Source organism: Streptomyces sp. NPDC028419 (assembly GCF_055565515.1).
This window is the reverse complement of sequence record NZ_JBVHUE010000010.1, coordinates 46,493-60,313: the sequence shown is the minus strand read 5'-3', so window position 1 is coordinate 60,313 and position 13,821 is coordinate 46,493. Positions and strand designations below refer to the sequence as shown.

Sequence of the window (13,821 nt, the reverse complement as noted above, 5' to 3'; positions counted from 1 at the left end):
GGCGGGGTGGCGCGGGTCCGGTCAGCCGCGGGCGGCCTTCTCGTACAGGGCCTTCGCGCGCCCGTCGAAGAGCGCGGCCGTGGAGTCCACGTCCGTGTCCCCGCCGCTGAGCACCGCGATGAGGCGGCCGGGCGAGCCGGGGCCGCCGCGGTCGGCGATCCAGGGGCTGCCGCTGGTGCCCGTCCAGAAGCCCGCACAGCTGATGTGGAGCATGTTCGGGTCCTCGGTGTCGTGCGCGGTCTGGGTGGTGCAGGAGACCGGCCGGTTCTTCGGGTTGAAGGCGGAGTCCGGGTAGCCGACCACGGTGACGTCGCGCTCGTAGCCCGAGGCCCAGTCGGGGGTCGGCGCCTCGCCGTCGCCGACCGCCTGCTGGAGGGTGCGACCGCTCTTGTCGGGCTCCACGGTCAGGAAGGCGAAGTCGGCGGTGTCGTCGCCCCACTTCGTCCAGCGGTCGTCCACGTGGATCGCGCTGACCTTCCAGCGCCCGAGGGGCTGCGAGCCCTTGCCCTCGCCGGAGAAGGCCGGGGCGAAGGACAGCTCGCCGATGGCGAGGCCGTCGTGGGCCACCTCGCCGGGCGAACCGTCCTCACCCGCCGGGGCCACGCAGTGCGCGGCGGTGGCGACGACGTTGCCCTTGGGGCTGTCGACCACGCTCGCCGTGCACCAGTGCTCGCCGTTGGCCATCAGCACGCCGACGGTGGGGAAGGGCATCGCCTCGGGCTTCTCGGCACCGGCCGAGTCGAAGGCCACGATGGCGGCGACCGCCACGAGACCGACGGCCGCGGCGGACGCGCCCATCACCACCGGCTTGCTCATCGCGCGGCGGACACGGGAGCCGGGGCCGCGGCCGGGGTCGTGGCCGAAGCCGTCGCGGGGCCCGTCCCAGGACTGGTGCTCGCGCTCGGTCCGGGGGTCGGGGGCAGCAGTACTTTGCTGATCCACTCCAGCGAACCCTCCCTCATGCCACGGACGTAGGACTTCCCATTGTGCTCACCATCCTGGATGACCTGCAGGCGGGTGTGCACCGGGCCCTTGGTGTAGTCCCTCATGAACTTCTCTGCCCGGTCCCGGCCGCTCTCCTTGGTGCCGATCTGGAAGTTGATGTAGACGTCCGGACCGCCCGCCTTGATCAGCTTCTCGGCCAGTTTCTCCGGGTTGTTCTCGTCCATCGCCTTGACGTCGCCCTTCCACAGCGGGGAATCGGGCACGAAGTCGACGCCGCTGGCGATGACGGCCTTGAACCGGTCCGGGTACTTCAGGACGTGCTTGAAGGCGCCGAACCCGCCGGAGGAGGAACCCATGAAGGCCCAGCCGTCGCGGGAGGTGAAGGTGCGGAAATTGGCCTTCACGAAATCCGGCACGTCATCGGCCATCCAGGTGCCCATCTTGGGCTGCCCCGGGATGTCCGAGCCGTCGAAGTGGTGCTTCGTGTCGGCGTTGATCACGGGCATGACGAGCAGGAAGGGCAGGCTCTTGCCCGACTTCACCCCGTCGATCACGGCCTGCTGGAGGCCGAGGCCGGGGCCGGTGCCCCAGTAGTTGGTGGGGTAGCCGCGGCCGCCGGGCAGGGCGATCAGCACCGGGAAGGCGCTCTTGTCGTAGCGCGGGTCGTTGTACTCCTTCGGCGCCCACACCCACACGTCGCCGGTGAAGCCCGACTTCTTCCCGACCAGGGTGGTCTTCCCGATCTCGGTGCCGTCGGGGAGCCGGCCGGAGCGCTCGAAGACGGCCCGGGGGCCGGTGGGCAGGCGTACGCCGTTCACCGCGCCGCCCGTGCCCGTGTCGGCGTCGGTGACGTCGTTCGCGATCTCCTGGACGCGACCGAAGGACATCGGGTCGCCTATGTCGGAGAAGAGCCCGAAGCCGTACGCCGCCGCGCCGCCCCCGGCGGTCAGGGCCAGGGCCAGCGCGCCGCCGATCAGGCGGCGGCGGGGGCGGAACCACCGGGAGCGGCGGGCCCCGGTCGAGGAGCCGCCGCCCGACTGCGGATCCGACTGCGGGTCCGACTGCGGGTGGTCGAGCTGCTGGTCTTGCTGCACGGAAGCGTCCCGTTCCTTTCCGGCGCCCGCGACGAAGGCGGGCAGGACCGTTTGGTCCCCCTTACACCCCTATGAGAGGGAGTATCGGCGGGTCGGGTTGCCTGGGACGACCGTGATGTGCATCCGAACTCGACGTGCGCCGGGGCGCGCGGGAGCGAGGGCGCGGCCGGGGTCAGCCTTCGGCGGGCTTGGGGCCCTTCATCGCCTTGCTGATCCACTCCAGCGAGCCTTCCTTCATGCCGCGCACGTAGTGCCAGCCGTTGTGCTCGCCGTTCTGGATGTCCCGGATGGTGACCTTGATCGGGCCCTTGCCGAACTCGGCCTGGAACTTCTCCATCCGGGCCCGGTCCTTCTCCTTGGTCCCGAGCTGGAAGTTGACGTAGACCTCGGGGCCCTTGCCGTCGATGAGCTTCTGCGCGAGCTTGCGCGGGTTGTTCTCGTCCATCAGCTGGGTGTTCCCCTTCCACAGCGGGGAGTCGGGAACTATCTCGCCGCCGCTCGCGATCACGGCCTTGAACCGGTCCGGATGCTGGAGCACCTGCTTGAGCCCGACGAAGGCGCCGGAGGAGGAGCCCATGAAGGCCCAGCCGTCGCGCGACTTGTAGGTGCGGAAATTGGCCCGGGCGAAGTCCGGGATGTCATCGGCGATCCAGGTGCCCATCTTGGGCTGGCCCGGGATGTCGGAGCCGTCGTAGTAGTTCTTCTCGTCCGGGTTCAGCACCGGCATGATCAGCACGAACGGCAGGCTGGTGCCCGCCTGGACGCCGTCGCTGATGGCCTTCTGGAGGCCGAGGCTGCGGTCGGACCAGTAGTTGCTGGGGAAACCGTTTCCGCCGGGGAGCGCGATCATCACCGGGAAGGCGCTCTTCGCGTACTTCGGGTCGTCGTACTCCTTCGGCGCCCACACCCACACGTCACCCGTGAAGCCCGACTTCGCCCCGGTCAGCCGGGTCTTGGCTATCTTCGTGCCGTCGTCGAGGCTGCCGGTCTGCTTGAAGTCCGCCTTCGGCCCCGTCGGCAGCTGCACGTCCGGGTCGCCGCTGGGCTTCGCCGACTGGCCGCCGCCCGGAGTGGCGGAGTCCGCGGCCGGCGGCGGGGTCTTGCCGAAGCTCACCGGGTCGCCGTCGCCGGAGAACCAGCCCGCCTTCCAGGCCCCGAAGCCGCCGCCGCCCGCCAGCAGCACGACGGCGAGGGCCGCGCCGATCCACACCGCGCGCCGGGACCGCTTGGGCCGCGCCCGACCGCGCCGACCGGAGCCGCCCGGGCCGTCGGAGAGCGGCTGGGCGCCGTACCGCTGGTCCTGGTGGGGCTGGGCCCCGTACGGCTCGTAGGGCTCGTACGGCCGGCCCCCGGACGGCTGGTCAGCGGGCCGTTGGCGCTGCGGGTACTCGTGCACTGACATCGCTCCGAACGGTCATGACTGCCCTCGCGGGACAGAACGGCTGGGCATCCCCTCTCCTCCTGATGGCCGAATCCCGCCCGAGGTTTCAAATCCAGGCAAATAAATGACCTGGATCTCACCAAATGGGCACCGGAACCCCGATCGGTCCGGACGCGCTCCCCCGCCGGGGAGGCTGCGCTTTTGGCCCTGGTCGGCCGGACCGGGCCTCCCTACCTTCGGGGAATCAGGCACCCGCCTGAGCACGTACGACACGCCACACGACACGACATGGAGGCGTCACATGCCCACTGCCACCGCCACCGCGGAGCTCGACGAGTTCCTCGACGCGGGTCCGCTGCTCGTCGACGACGAGACGATCGCGTTCGAGGACGACGACCGCAGCGACCGCGAGCACACCGCCTGTCTCGCCGACCCGTGGGTGACCGCCACCACCCGCTTCGCCTGCGAGAACAACTCCTAGCGGTGACCGGGTCCATCGCCGGCGCGGCCGGCTGGTCCGATGACACGTGGTCGTACCTGAACGATCCGCGGATGCCGGCGATGGACCACGGCTGGAAGCTGCACGTGTCGGCCCGCCCGGGCGCACTGGCCGAGGTGTGCGCCCTCGTCCTGCCCGTCCTTGGCCGGCACGTGTGCCACGCGAAGTTCGCCAAGGACCGCCAGACGCTGCGCACCATCAATTCCGGGGCGTCCGGCCCCGGCCTCGTGGGCAAGGCGATCACCGTCTATCCCGGCCCCGGCGTCGTCGTCGCCCTGGCCACGGAGCTGGTCGACGTACTGCGCGGCCGCGAGGGACCGCGCGTCGTCAGCGACCGGCAGGTCGATCCGCACGCGCCCGTCTACTACCGCTACGGGCCCTTCACCGGCGACTACCGGACCGGCCGCGGCGGGCGGCTCGAATCGGTCATGGCCGGACCGGACGGCCAGCTCTTCGACGGGCTGGCGAGCAACGCGTACCGCTGCCCGCCCTGGGCCGAGGACCCGTTCGCGCCGGCCCCCGCGGCGACCCCGGAGGCGGCGCCGGGACCCGGAGCTGGACCCGGACCCGGCTCCGGCTTCGGCGTGGGCGGTCGCTACGCGGTCACGGCCGGGATCGTCCGCAAGCCCCAGGGGAACGTCTACCGCGCCCTGGACCGGGCCACCGGACGCCCCGTGGTCATCAAGCAGGCGCGGGCCTTCGTATCCGAGGACGCCGCCGGTACGGACACCCGCGACCGGCTGCGCAACGAACGCCGGATCCTCGCCGCGCTCGACTCCGTCCCGGGCGTTCCGCGCGGCCTGGACTACTTCCTGCACGCGCCGGACGAGTACCTGGTGCTGACCGACTGCGGCGACCGGGACCTGCGCCGGGACGTCCAGGAGAACGGCCCCTACGGGGTGCTCACCCTCACCCACCTCGCGACCCGCCTGCTGCGGACCCTCGACGAGGTGCACGCCCGGGGCGTCGTGGTGCGCGACCTCAAGCCCGACAACGTGGTCCTCGACGGGGCGGGCCGGTGCCACCTGATCGACTTCGGGATCAGCGAGCGGGACGGCGCCGGCCCGGGCGGCGCGACCCCCGGCTACGGCGGGCCGGTCCTGCCCGCAACCGGGCCGGCCGCCCCCGCCGACGACTACTACGCCCTGGGCGCGACCCTGGGCTTCGCCGCCACCGGCCTGGACCCCGTGATCGTCGACGCCGACGCCGCGGTCAACCGGGACCGGACCCTCGACGCCCTGGCCTGGGCCCTGCCCGGACCGGCCCACGAGGGGATCCGGTCGGCGATCACCGGCCTGACGAGCCTGGACCCGACCGTACGGACCGCCACCGCGGCCCGGCTCCGCGGCGGTACGGGCCCCGCACACCCGCCGCACCAGCCACCCCGGCCGGACCAGCCACCCCGGCCGCACCGACTCGACGACGACCGGCTGACGGAGATCATCGAGCACACCACGGCCTTCTGCGTCGCGGAGGCACTGCGGATCGTGGACCCGGTGCGCGCCGCCCGCCTGCACGTCCCGACACCGATCGACGTCTACGGCGGCGCCTCCGGGCTCGGCCTGGAACTCCTCCACCACCGGCACCGGCCGGGCGTGCGCGACGCCGTGGCCGCGCTGGCGCGGTGGACCGCGGCGCAGCCCAGGTCCAAGAACATGTCACCGGGCTTCTACGCGGGCCACACCGGCGTGGAGCTCTTCCTCACGTCGGCGGGTGCGGCCCGGCCCTCCCCCGCGCCCGTCCCGCCCGTGCCGCTCCTGCCCGCCCGCACTCCGGACGGCGGGCCGCCCGAAGCCGACCTGATCGAGGGCGCCGCCGGGATCGGCCTGGGGCACCTCGCGCTGGCCCGGCACCCCGGCGGTACGGGCGACCACGCCGCCCTCGCCGCCGAGTGCGCCCGGATGCTCGCGTCCGGGGAGGCCCGGCTGTCGGCCACGGGCCCGGGCACGCCCGGCAGCGCCGCACTGGGCGAGGGCATCGCGCACGGCACGGCGGGGGTCGCGCTCTTCCTGCTGGAGTACGGCGCCGCCACCGGCGACCCGGCCGCGATCGACCGGGCCCGGCGGGCGTGCGCGCGGCTCGCCGCCCTCACCCCGGACATCATCGCGGCGGCGGGCGCACCGGGCGCGACGCGCCGCTACGGCTCGTGGTGCCGCGGCCTCGCCGGGATCGGCACGGTCCTGGTCCGGGCCGCCGCCCTCCTCGACGAACCCGGCTACCTGACCCTGGCCGGGCGCGGCGCCCGCACCTGCGCGACGCTCGCCCCGCGCATGCCCCTGGTCGGCCAGTGCTGCGGCCTGTCGGGCGTGGGCGAACTCCTGCTGGACGTCGCGCACGCCGGCGCCGCTGAGGAGTTCCGGGACGCCGCCGAGAAGGTCGCGCTGATCATCCTGAGCCGCAGCGGCGGCCCGAGCTCCCGCCCCGCGTTCCCGGACAACACCCTGACCGCCTCCACCGCCACCTGGTCCGCGGGCTCAGCCGGCGTCCTCGCCTTCCTCCGCCGCCTGGACTCCCGCGCAGCCACGCCCGCCCCCGGTCACCTCGTCGACGTGCGTCGAGGAGAAACCCATGGCGCACCGCCCGGACCCGCGACGAGACTGCCCAGGTGAACGATCGCCACCCCCGCCCCTGCTGCGGGCACCGCGTGCTCGACTCCCTGCCCGGCTCGTACGCGATCCGCCCCGTCCGCTTCCGGGAGGACGACGGGGTCCAGCTCCGCCGGCCGACCATGGCCTTCGAGCGCTGGGCGACCGAGGAACACACCCTGCGGCCCGACGACCGCTCGGCGCTCTCATGACCACCCACATCGAGAGACTCGTCCAGCAGCTCGACGGTGAGTCCGGCGCGTCCTACGACGCCCGCGCGGAGCTGATCCACCTCGGGTTCGCTGGCGGCCCCGCCCTGATCGCCCTGCTCGACGGCGACGACCCCATCGTCCGCCAGTGGGCGGCCACGGCCCTGGCGAGCCTGAAGATCGAGGGCGCGGTCGAGCCCCTACGCCACGCCTACCGCGCCTGCCTGGACCGGCGGACTCCCCCCGACGAGTGCGAACCCGTCGCCCTCCGCTGGGCCCTGACCGACCTCGGCGCCCGTAGCCCCGTCGTCCCATCCCTGACCGCCCGACTCCAAACCGGTACGGGACCCGACAGCCCCGGCTGGCCCTCGGCCCACTTCGCGGAGATCGTCGCCGACCTGGCCGACCACTCCCAGCTGATCCTCTACTCGCAGTTCTGGCGCGTGGACGCCGGCCACACGTACAGCCTCACCGTCGCCGACCTCGGCTGGCAGCTCGACTGGACCGCGCCGTGGGAGCACCTGGTCGAGGAAGCCCGCACCTGGTCCCTGCTGGAAGCCCTCGAAGCCCCGGTCGCCGCCGACGTCTTCGTCGCCCCCACCTGGATCGACCACGCCGACCTGCACCCGGAGAGGTGACCGATGCCGTTCCAACACCCCAAGGAAGTCGGCCACGGTCACGTGATCGAGCGCTACGTGACGAGGACGTACTCGGGCCTCCCGCGCTACCTCGTCCTGAACAGCGGACGCTTCCTCGGCCCGCGCTGGCGGCACACCGCACGCTTCGCCCGACACCTGATCAATGACGCCACCGCGATCACCGACGAGGAACTGGAAGCCCTCCTCGGCTACGAATGGCGCGCGCGCCTCACCGCCGCCTGGCTGATCGGCGTCGACCGCCGCACCTCGTTCCGCGAGCGCATCGGCGAACTGCTCCTGGCCAGCGAGGTCTGCTTCTCCGGCAGCGCGTACTGCTTCGCCCTGGCCCGCCTCGGCACGCGCGCGGACGCCGAGATCCTCACCGCCTACCTCGCCCGCTACCTCCCCCGCACCGACCTCCGCTACGACCAGCCGGCTGCCCTCGGCGCCCTCCTCCACCTCGACGCCCGCCTCGGCACCCACCACGCCGACCGCTTCACGGAGCCCGAGGGCCTCTGGGACCAGTGGGTCAACGCCCTGGACCACCTCCGCGGCGACCCGAGCCACACACCCGACGAACAGCACCGCTGGACCGACCACCAGTGCACCTTCGCCAACGACTGGTCCCACCCGTAATCGTTGGTGTACACATGGCACACTCGGTACGCCTGAGCGCATGACGCAGCCGCTGCCCATAGAGTCCATCCGCGACGTGCGCGCCCACCTGGCGGAGGTCGTGGAGCGGGCCGACCGCGACGACGTGCCCACGGTCATCACCCGTCGCGGCAAGCAGGTCGCCGCCGTCGTCTCCATCGAGGTGCTGCGCAAGTACCAGGAGTGGGAAGAGCGCGAGATCAACCGCATCATCGACGAGCGCATGGCCAACCCGGCACCCGGCATCCCGATCGAGGACGTCATGAGGGAGACGCTGGCGCGCGGTGAATGAGTACCGAACCGTCTTCCGGCCCGAGGCCCAGGCCGAGCTGCGCAAGATCCCGCGCGACGTGGCGCTTCGCATGCTGGCCAAACTGACGGACTGGAGCGCGACCCCTTCGGCTTCGACACCACCGCACTGGTATCCCAGCCCGAGCGCCGCCGCCTGCGGGTCGGCGACCACCGGGTCGTCTACACGGTCGACAACGGAGAGCTGGTGGTATGGGTCGTGCACGCCGGACACCGCTCCACGGCCTACGGCACGTAGCACCGCTCCAGCACGGGGCATCCCGGCACACGAGCCCCACGGAAGCGGTCACGCCTGACGTCCTCGATGAGCTTCGTGGTCCGCGGCGACATCGCTGTCCATGCGCGGAGGCCGGCATCCCGCACTACTGGTGCGTCTACGAGCTCGACGGGCCGGAAGGGGTCGGACCCACCGGAGTCCGACCCCTTCCGGCCTGCAGCTTTGCCGATCAACTACACGTTGAAGCGGAACATCGAGTACAGAGCTGCGACCTGCGGAAACGTCGTTCCGGAGGAGCCTCTCCCAGCACCTTCCCAGCACGGGCGGTCAGTAGTGGTACCGGGCCGCGAGAATGACGATCTCCTTGTCCGTCACCAGGTAGACGAGGCGATGCTCGTCGTCGATCCGCCGCGACCACGCCCCGGGCAGGTGGTACCTCAAAGGTTCGGGCTTGCCGATCCCTGAGAACGGGTCACGCCTGACGTCCTCGATGAGCTTGTTGATCCGGGCGAGCACCTTGCGGTCGTTCTTGAGCCAGGAGGTGTAGTCCTCCCAGCCCTGATCCTCGAAGACAAGCCTCACGCGGCACCCGCACCAGCGTCCGCCGAGTCCGGATCGATCAGCTCGCGCTCCGAGACGTTGATGTGGGCCAGGGCGTTCTCGTACGCCTTGAGCAGCCGTCGGGCGTTCGCCGGCGAGCGCAGCAGGTACGAGCCCTCGCGCAGCGCGGCGTAATCCTCGGCCGAGACGAGCACGGCATTGCCGTGCTTGGAGACGATCTCGATGGCCTCGTGGTTCTCGTTGACCTTCTTGATCAGCGGAAAGAGTTCCTTGCGGGCTTCGCTCGCGGTGATGGACATGTCCCGACCTCTCCCATCAAGTGGTACCTAATAACGTACCACTCCCAGCGTCTCCCAGGAGGGGGAAAGACTGATGGATGGTCAGCCATCCCAGCACCGTCCCAGAACGGGAAAAGCCAAAGACCCACCTCCGAGGAGGTGGGCCCGCCTGACCCGCCGATTCGCCCAGTGGACGACGTGGTGCCTATTCACACGGTCAGACGTTGAAGCGGAACGCATAGCACAACGCTCCCACCTGCGGAAACGTGGTTTTTGGCGGGCTAAGTCAGCGCAGAATCAGCACGGGAGTACGACCGTTACGCCGGATCGCCATCGTCACTCAACGGCGCCATAGGGATCTCAGGGAGGGCACGTTCCACCAAGTCGGGAACGTCAGCACCCGACCGGCGCTCCGAGTCCTGCCATTCAACACTCCGCTGAATCTGCTGACTCAACTCGTCAAGCGACCGCGCCTGCCGCCCCAGCGCTTTCACGGTCTCCCCAAAGTGTTTGGCGACCTGATGCGCACTCCACTCCACAGAGTCGGTCTCAAGGGCGCTATCCCTCAGGGCCTCAAGATCCACTGTGTAGGTCAGCGTGCCCACACGACCGAAGGGGCCGTCCGCGTCAACCTGGAACTCGTACACCTTGGGCAGTTCCGAGGAGAAGAGTTGATGGCCCACATCCATGACGAAGGGAATGCGGCGCTTGGGGGGAACGGTTGCGATGCGCCGACCAACAGCACGGTTGAGGGTCTCGGCCCGCTCGGCACCCAGAGTGGTCTGGAGCGGAGGACTCACCGAGATGCGCACGTTGCGGGCCAGCGTCTGGCCGATGTCCTCGATCACCAGCACAAGCAATGAAGAACCAGGGACGCGGGGCCTGATGTCGACGATGACGTACGGTTCCGCCTGCTCGCGTTGGGCCCTCTCCGTGAGGGCGTTGGCCTCGGCAACCGCCCTCACCTGACGCCGGTTGTAGACGAGAGACCAGAACGCGGCCGTCGTGGAGAAGACGAGAGCCGCCACGGAAATGACCACCGTGGCGATCTGAACCGATGAGTCGCTCACGACCGGATGCTAGCCAGGTGGCTGGTTGCAGCGTGGAAAGTTGCCGAAAATCATCCGGCTGAGATCGTCTGCTCCCCAGCCTGAGCTACTGACCGCTACCGTGAAACCATGACCGCACTGCCCGACTGGATGCGCCCGCCGCGCGCGGAAGGCTGGTTCGCGGAGGACTTGGACCGCCTCCCGGAAGCACCGCGCCACACCGAGCTGATCGACGGAGCTCTCGTATTCATGATGTCGCCCCAGCGCTGGTGGCACGGAGAGGTCGTCACCGACCTCACGTTGGCTCTCAGGGCGCAGGCCCCAGCGGGCTTCAGGGTCGGCCGGGAGATGACCATCCGCCTCGATGCCCGGAACCGCCCGGAACCGGACCTCCTGGTGACCACGGCCCCGTACGACCCTGACTGCACCTGGTTCGCTCCCGAAGATGTCCAGCTCGTCGTCGAGGTCGTCTCGCCGGAATCTGCCCACCGCGACCGGACCGTCAAGCTTCGCAAGTACGCCGAGGCCGGCATCCGGCACTACTGGTGCATCGAGGACGAGGACACCGTCCCCGCCGTGCACGTCTACGAGCTCGACGAGCCGACCAGCTCGTACGCGCCGGCAGGAATCTTCCGCCACACGCTCCAGCGATCCCTGCCGTTCGAGATCAGCCTCGATCTGGACAAGCTGGCACCGGGCCAGTCGGCCTGACACCGCGATTCCAAGTCAGCACCAAGTCAGCACGGGAATACAGAAGGGGTCGGACTCGACGGAGCCCGACCCCCCTGGCCTGCACGTTTGACTAATCAGTTAACGTACAGTATGGACGCCGCTACACGTTGAAGCGGAACTCCACCACGTCGCCGTCCTGCATGACGTAGTCCTTGCCCTCCATGCGGGCCTTGCCCTTGGCGCGGGCTTCGGCGACCGAGCCGCATTCGACCAGGTCCGCGAAGGAGATGACCTCGGCCTTGATGAAGCCGCGCTGGAAGTCCGTGTGGATCACGCCGGCCGCCTCGGGGGCCGTGGCGCCCTGCTTGATGGTCCAGGCGCGGGTTTCCTTCGGGCCGGCCGTCAGGTAGGTCTGGAGGCCGAGGGTCGCGAAGCCGACGCGGCCCAGGGTGGCCATGCCCGGCTCTTCCTGGCCGACGGACTGGAGGAGTTCGAGGGCCTCCTCGTCGTCCAGCTCGATCAGCTCCGCCTCCAGCTTGGCGTTCAGGAAGATCGCCTCGGCCGGGGCCACGAGGGCGCTCTGCTCCGCCTTGAAGGCGTCGTCGGTGAGCTCGTCCTCGTCCACGTTGAAGACGTAGAGGAACGGCTTGACGGTCAGCAGGTGCAGCTCGTGCAGGAGGTCGCCCTGCTCCGTGCCCTTGGTGATGCCGTGCGAGAAGAGGGTGTCGCCCGCTTCGAGGATCTTCTGGGCCTTCTCGACCGCCCCGAGGACCGCGACCTTCTCCTTCTGGAGGCGGGACTCCTTCGTCAGGCGCGGCACCGCCTTCTCGATCGACTGGAGGTCCGCGAGGATCAGCTCGGTGTTGATCGTCTCGATGTCGTCCTTCGGCGAGACCTTGCCGTCGACGTGGACGACGTTCTCGTCGGCGAAGGCGCGGATGACCTGGCAGATCGCGTCGGACTCGCGGATGTTCGCGAGGAACTTGTTGCCGAGGCCCTCGCCCTCGGAGGCACCGCGGACGATGCCCGCGATGTCGACGAAGTCGACGGTCGCCGGGAGGACCTTCTGGGAGCCGAAGATGCCCGCGAGGACGGCGAGGCGGGCGTCCGGGACGCCGACGACGCCGACGTTCGGCTCGATGGTGGCGAACGGGTAGTTGGCCGCCAGCACGTCGTTCTTGGTCAGGGCGTTGAAAAGGGTCGACTTGCCGACATTCGGCAGGCCGACGATTCCGATCGTGAGCGACACGTTGGCGACTTCCCGTAGCTGGAGGGGGCTGACCCGGGTACGGGCCATCGGACAGTTTACTTTCCGATGGCCAGCGGTGGATGTACGCGTGTCCAGGCACCCATCCGGGGTCCGCGCCGCCTAGCTTGGTCCAGTGGAGCGAGACAGGATGCGATCGGCATATCACCCGCAGCGACAGCCGGAGGCGGCCCGGCGGCCCGCCGTACCCCCGCAGGGCGGTGGCAGCCGGCCCAGGACCCGGCCCGCGGTGGCCCGGAGGCTGCCCCGGCCCAAGCTGACCGGGCTCGGGGGCGGGCTGTTCGCCTGCGCCGCGATGGTGCTGGCCTCCGGGATCGACTGGCTGATCTTCGACGCGTCGATGCTCGGGTACGGGCTGCTCTTCATGCCGGTCGCCGCCGCGACCGCGCTCTGGGTGCGCCCCGCCGACCTGATCACCGCGCCGATCGCCGCCCCCATCGCCTTCACCGCCGGAGTGTGGCCCATCGCGGGCGGCTCCGGCGGCTTCGGCGGCCAGTTGATGGGCGTGGTCACGGCGCTGTCCCTGCACGCCGGCTGGCTGTACGCGGGGACCCTGATCGCCGGTCTGATCGCGGTGGTGCGCAAGGCCGTGCTGATCGGGCGGCGGCGCACCATGCCCCGTCGCGTCGCCTGAGCGGACCCGCTCAGGGCGCCGCGGAGCGCCACAAGGCACCTCAAGGCACCTCAAGGCACCTCAGGGGACCTCAGAGCGCCTGGCGCGCCGCCATCGCCGCGCCCACGATGCCCGCGTTGTTCTGGAGCTTCGCGGGGACGATCTCGGCGCGGATGCCCTCGATCAGCGGCAGGAACTTCTCCGGTTTGCGGCTCACCCCGCCGCCGAGGATGAAGAGGTCCGGGGAGAACAGCATCTCCACGTGGGCCAGGTACCTCTGCAACCGGTGCGCCCAGCGCTCCCAGCTGAGGTCGCCGTCCTCCTTGGCCTTCACCGAGGCCCGGGTCTCCGCGTCGTGACCGCGCAGTTCCAGGTGGCCCAGCTCGCTGTTGGCGACCAGGTGCCCGTCCGTGAAGAGGGCGCTGCCGATGCCGGTGCCGAGGGTCAGCAGGATGACCGTACCGCCGCGACCGCGGCCGGCCCCGTACGTCATCTCCGCGACGCCCGCCGCGTCCGCGTCGTTCAGGACCGTGACCGGGAGGCCGCCGAGGCGCTCCGAGAGGAGGCCGGCCGCGTCCAGGCCGACCCATCCCTTGTCGACGTTCGCGGCCGAGCGGGTGATGCCGCCGGTCACGACCCCGGGGAAGGTGACGCCGACCGGGCCCTTCCAGTCGAAGTTCCGTACGACCTCCGCAACGCGGTCGGCCACCCCGTCGGGGGTGGCCGGATGCGGTGTCAGTACTTTGTGGCGCTCCTGCGCCAGGTCGCCGCGGTCAAGGTCCACGGGAGCGCCCTTGATCCCGGAACCGCCGATGTCCACACCGAAGATCTGCATGGACTCACCGTACGA

General features: G+C 70.5%; 16 protein-coding genes and 1 pseudogene. 9 read left to right on the top strand and 8 right to left on the bottom strand.

Translation table 11 applies throughout. From position 1 onward, the window contains the following. Window positions 1–21 precede the first annotated feature (21 nt). The 3 genes from ACZ4UB_RS14120 to ACZ4UB_RS14110 form a co-directional block, all read right to left on the bottom strand. Window positions 22–816: a trypsin-like serine peptidase gene (locus ACZ4UB_RS14120; protein ID WP_468070343.1), complete on the bottom strand. Its 795-nt coding sequence runs from the start codon at window positions 814–816 to the stop codon at window positions 22–24. Beyond that, window positions 813–2,039: an alpha/beta hydrolase gene (locus ACZ4UB_RS14115; protein ID WP_468070342.1), complete on the bottom strand. Its 1,227-nt coding sequence runs from the start codon at window positions 2,037–2,039 to the stop codon at window positions 813–815. Before ACZ4UB_RS14115 ends, ACZ4UB_RS14120 begins: the two co-directional genes overlap by 4 nt. A gap of 172 nt (window positions 2,040–2,211) precedes the next feature. Further along, on the bottom strand, window positions 2,212–3,435 hold the full coding sequence (locus ACZ4UB_RS14110; protein WP_468070440.1) for an alpha/beta hydrolase: 1,224 nt from the start codon (window positions 3,433–3,435) through the stop codon (window positions 2,212–2,214). A gap of 286 nt (window positions 3,436–3,721) precedes the next feature. On the opposite strand from ACZ4UB_RS14110, the gene ACZ4UB_RS14105 reads away from it, so the two are divergent. From ACZ4UB_RS14105 to ACZ4UB_RS14075, 7 genes and pseudogenes are all read left to right on the top strand, one after another. After that, window positions 3,722–3,901 (top strand): SflA family class IV lanthipeptide, encoded by a 180-nt coding sequence (locus tag ACZ4UB_RS14105; RefSeq protein WP_467960626.1) that lies wholly within the window; start codon window positions 3,722–3,724, stop codon window positions 3,899–3,901. Window positions 3,902–3,903: 2 nt separating this feature from the next. Next, window positions 3,904–6,528 (top strand): class IV lanthionine synthetase LanL, encoded by a 2,625-nt coding sequence (gene lanL, locus ACZ4UB_RS14100; protein ID WP_468070341.1) that lies wholly within the window; start codon window positions 3,904–3,906, stop codon window positions 6,526–6,528. Next, complete coding sequence (locus ACZ4UB_RS14095) at window positions 6,525–6,716, top strand: CPCC family cysteine-rich protein (protein ID WP_468070340.1); 192 nt, start codon at window positions 6,525–6,527, stop codon at window positions 6,714–6,716. The genes lanL and ACZ4UB_RS14095 overlap by 4 nt, the downstream gene beginning before the upstream one ends. After that, entirely contained in the window at window positions 6,713–7,351 is a 639-nt protein-coding gene (locus ACZ4UB_RS14090) for a HEAT repeat domain-containing protein (protein ID WP_468070339.1), read from the top strand. Before ACZ4UB_RS14095 ends, ACZ4UB_RS14090 begins: the two co-directional genes overlap by 4 nt. A gap of 3 nt (window positions 7,352–7,354) precedes the next feature. Continuing rightward, window positions 7,355–7,987 (top strand): DUF6000 family protein, encoded by a 633-nt coding sequence (locus ACZ4UB_RS14085; protein ID WP_468070338.1) that lies wholly within the window; start codon window positions 7,355–7,357, stop codon window positions 7,985–7,987. Window positions 7,988–8,027: 40 nt separating this feature from the next. Continuing rightward, entirely contained in the window at window positions 8,028–8,297 is a 270-nt protein-coding gene (locus tag ACZ4UB_RS14080) for a type II toxin-antitoxin system Phd/YefM family antitoxin (protein ID WP_381310553.1), read from the top strand. Next, window positions 8,290–8,552: pseudogene (locus ACZ4UB_RS14075) on the top strand (type II toxin-antitoxin system RelE family toxin). The gene ACZ4UB_RS14080 and the pseudogene ACZ4UB_RS14075 overlap by 8 nt, the downstream one beginning before the upstream one ends. Before the next feature lie 306 nt (window positions 8,553–8,858). Here ACZ4UB_RS14075 and ACZ4UB_RS14070 read toward each other — a convergent pair. The 3 genes from ACZ4UB_RS14070 to ACZ4UB_RS14060 all read right to left on the bottom strand — a co-directional run bounded on the left by ACZ4UB_RS14070 (window position 8,859) and on the right by ACZ4UB_RS14060 (window position 10,440). Further along, complete coding sequence (locus ACZ4UB_RS14070) at window positions 8,859–9,113, bottom strand: Txe/YoeB family addiction module toxin (protein WP_468070337.1); 255 nt, start codon at window positions 9,111–9,113, stop codon at window positions 8,859–8,861. Beyond that, entirely contained in the window at window positions 9,110–9,391 is a 282-nt protein-coding gene (locus tag ACZ4UB_RS14065; RefSeq protein WP_267032894.1) for a type II toxin-antitoxin system Phd/YefM family antitoxin, read from the bottom strand. Before ACZ4UB_RS14065 ends, ACZ4UB_RS14070 begins: the two co-directional genes overlap by 4 nt. 296 nt (window positions 9,392–9,687) lie before the next feature. Next, window positions 9,688–10,440 carry a hypothetical protein gene (locus tag ACZ4UB_RS14060; RefSeq protein ID WP_468070336.1) on the bottom strand — a complete coding sequence of 251 codons (753 nt, stop codon included), beginning with the start codon at window positions 10,438–10,440 and terminating at the stop codon, window positions 9,688–9,690. A 108-nt stretch (window positions 10,441–10,548) separates the two neighbouring features. On the opposite strand from ACZ4UB_RS14060, the gene ACZ4UB_RS14055 reads away from it, so the two are divergent. Beyond that, window positions 10,549–11,130 (top strand): Uma2 family endonuclease, encoded by a 582-nt coding sequence (locus ACZ4UB_RS14055; RefSeq protein WP_468070335.1) that lies wholly within the window; start codon window positions 10,549–10,551, stop codon window positions 11,128–11,130. A 121-nt stretch (window positions 11,131–11,251) separates the two neighbouring features. On the opposite strand, the gene ychF is transcribed toward ACZ4UB_RS14055, so the two are convergent. Then, complete coding sequence (ychF, locus tag ACZ4UB_RS14050) at window positions 11,252–12,340, bottom strand: redox-regulated ATPase YchF (RefSeq protein ID WP_467960750.1); 1,089 nt, start codon at window positions 12,338–12,340, stop codon at window positions 11,252–11,254. A 148-nt stretch (window positions 12,341–12,488) separates the two neighbouring features. Between ychF and ACZ4UB_RS14045 the strand changes: the two genes are divergently transcribed. Continuing rightward, window positions 12,489–12,992 (top strand): DUF6542 domain-containing protein, encoded by a 504-nt coding sequence (locus ACZ4UB_RS14045; RefSeq protein ID WP_468070334.1) that lies wholly within the window; start codon window positions 12,489–12,491, stop codon window positions 12,990–12,992. A 70-nt stretch (window positions 12,993–13,062) separates the two neighbouring features. On the opposite strand, the gene ppgK is transcribed toward ACZ4UB_RS14045, so the two are convergent. After that, window positions 13,063–13,806, bottom strand: coding sequence for a polyphosphate--glucose phosphotransferase (gene ppgK, locus ACZ4UB_RS14040; protein WP_468070333.1), 744 nt, complete (start codon window positions 13,804–13,806; stop codon window positions 13,063–13,065). Window positions 13,807–13,821: the final 15 nt, after the last annotated feature.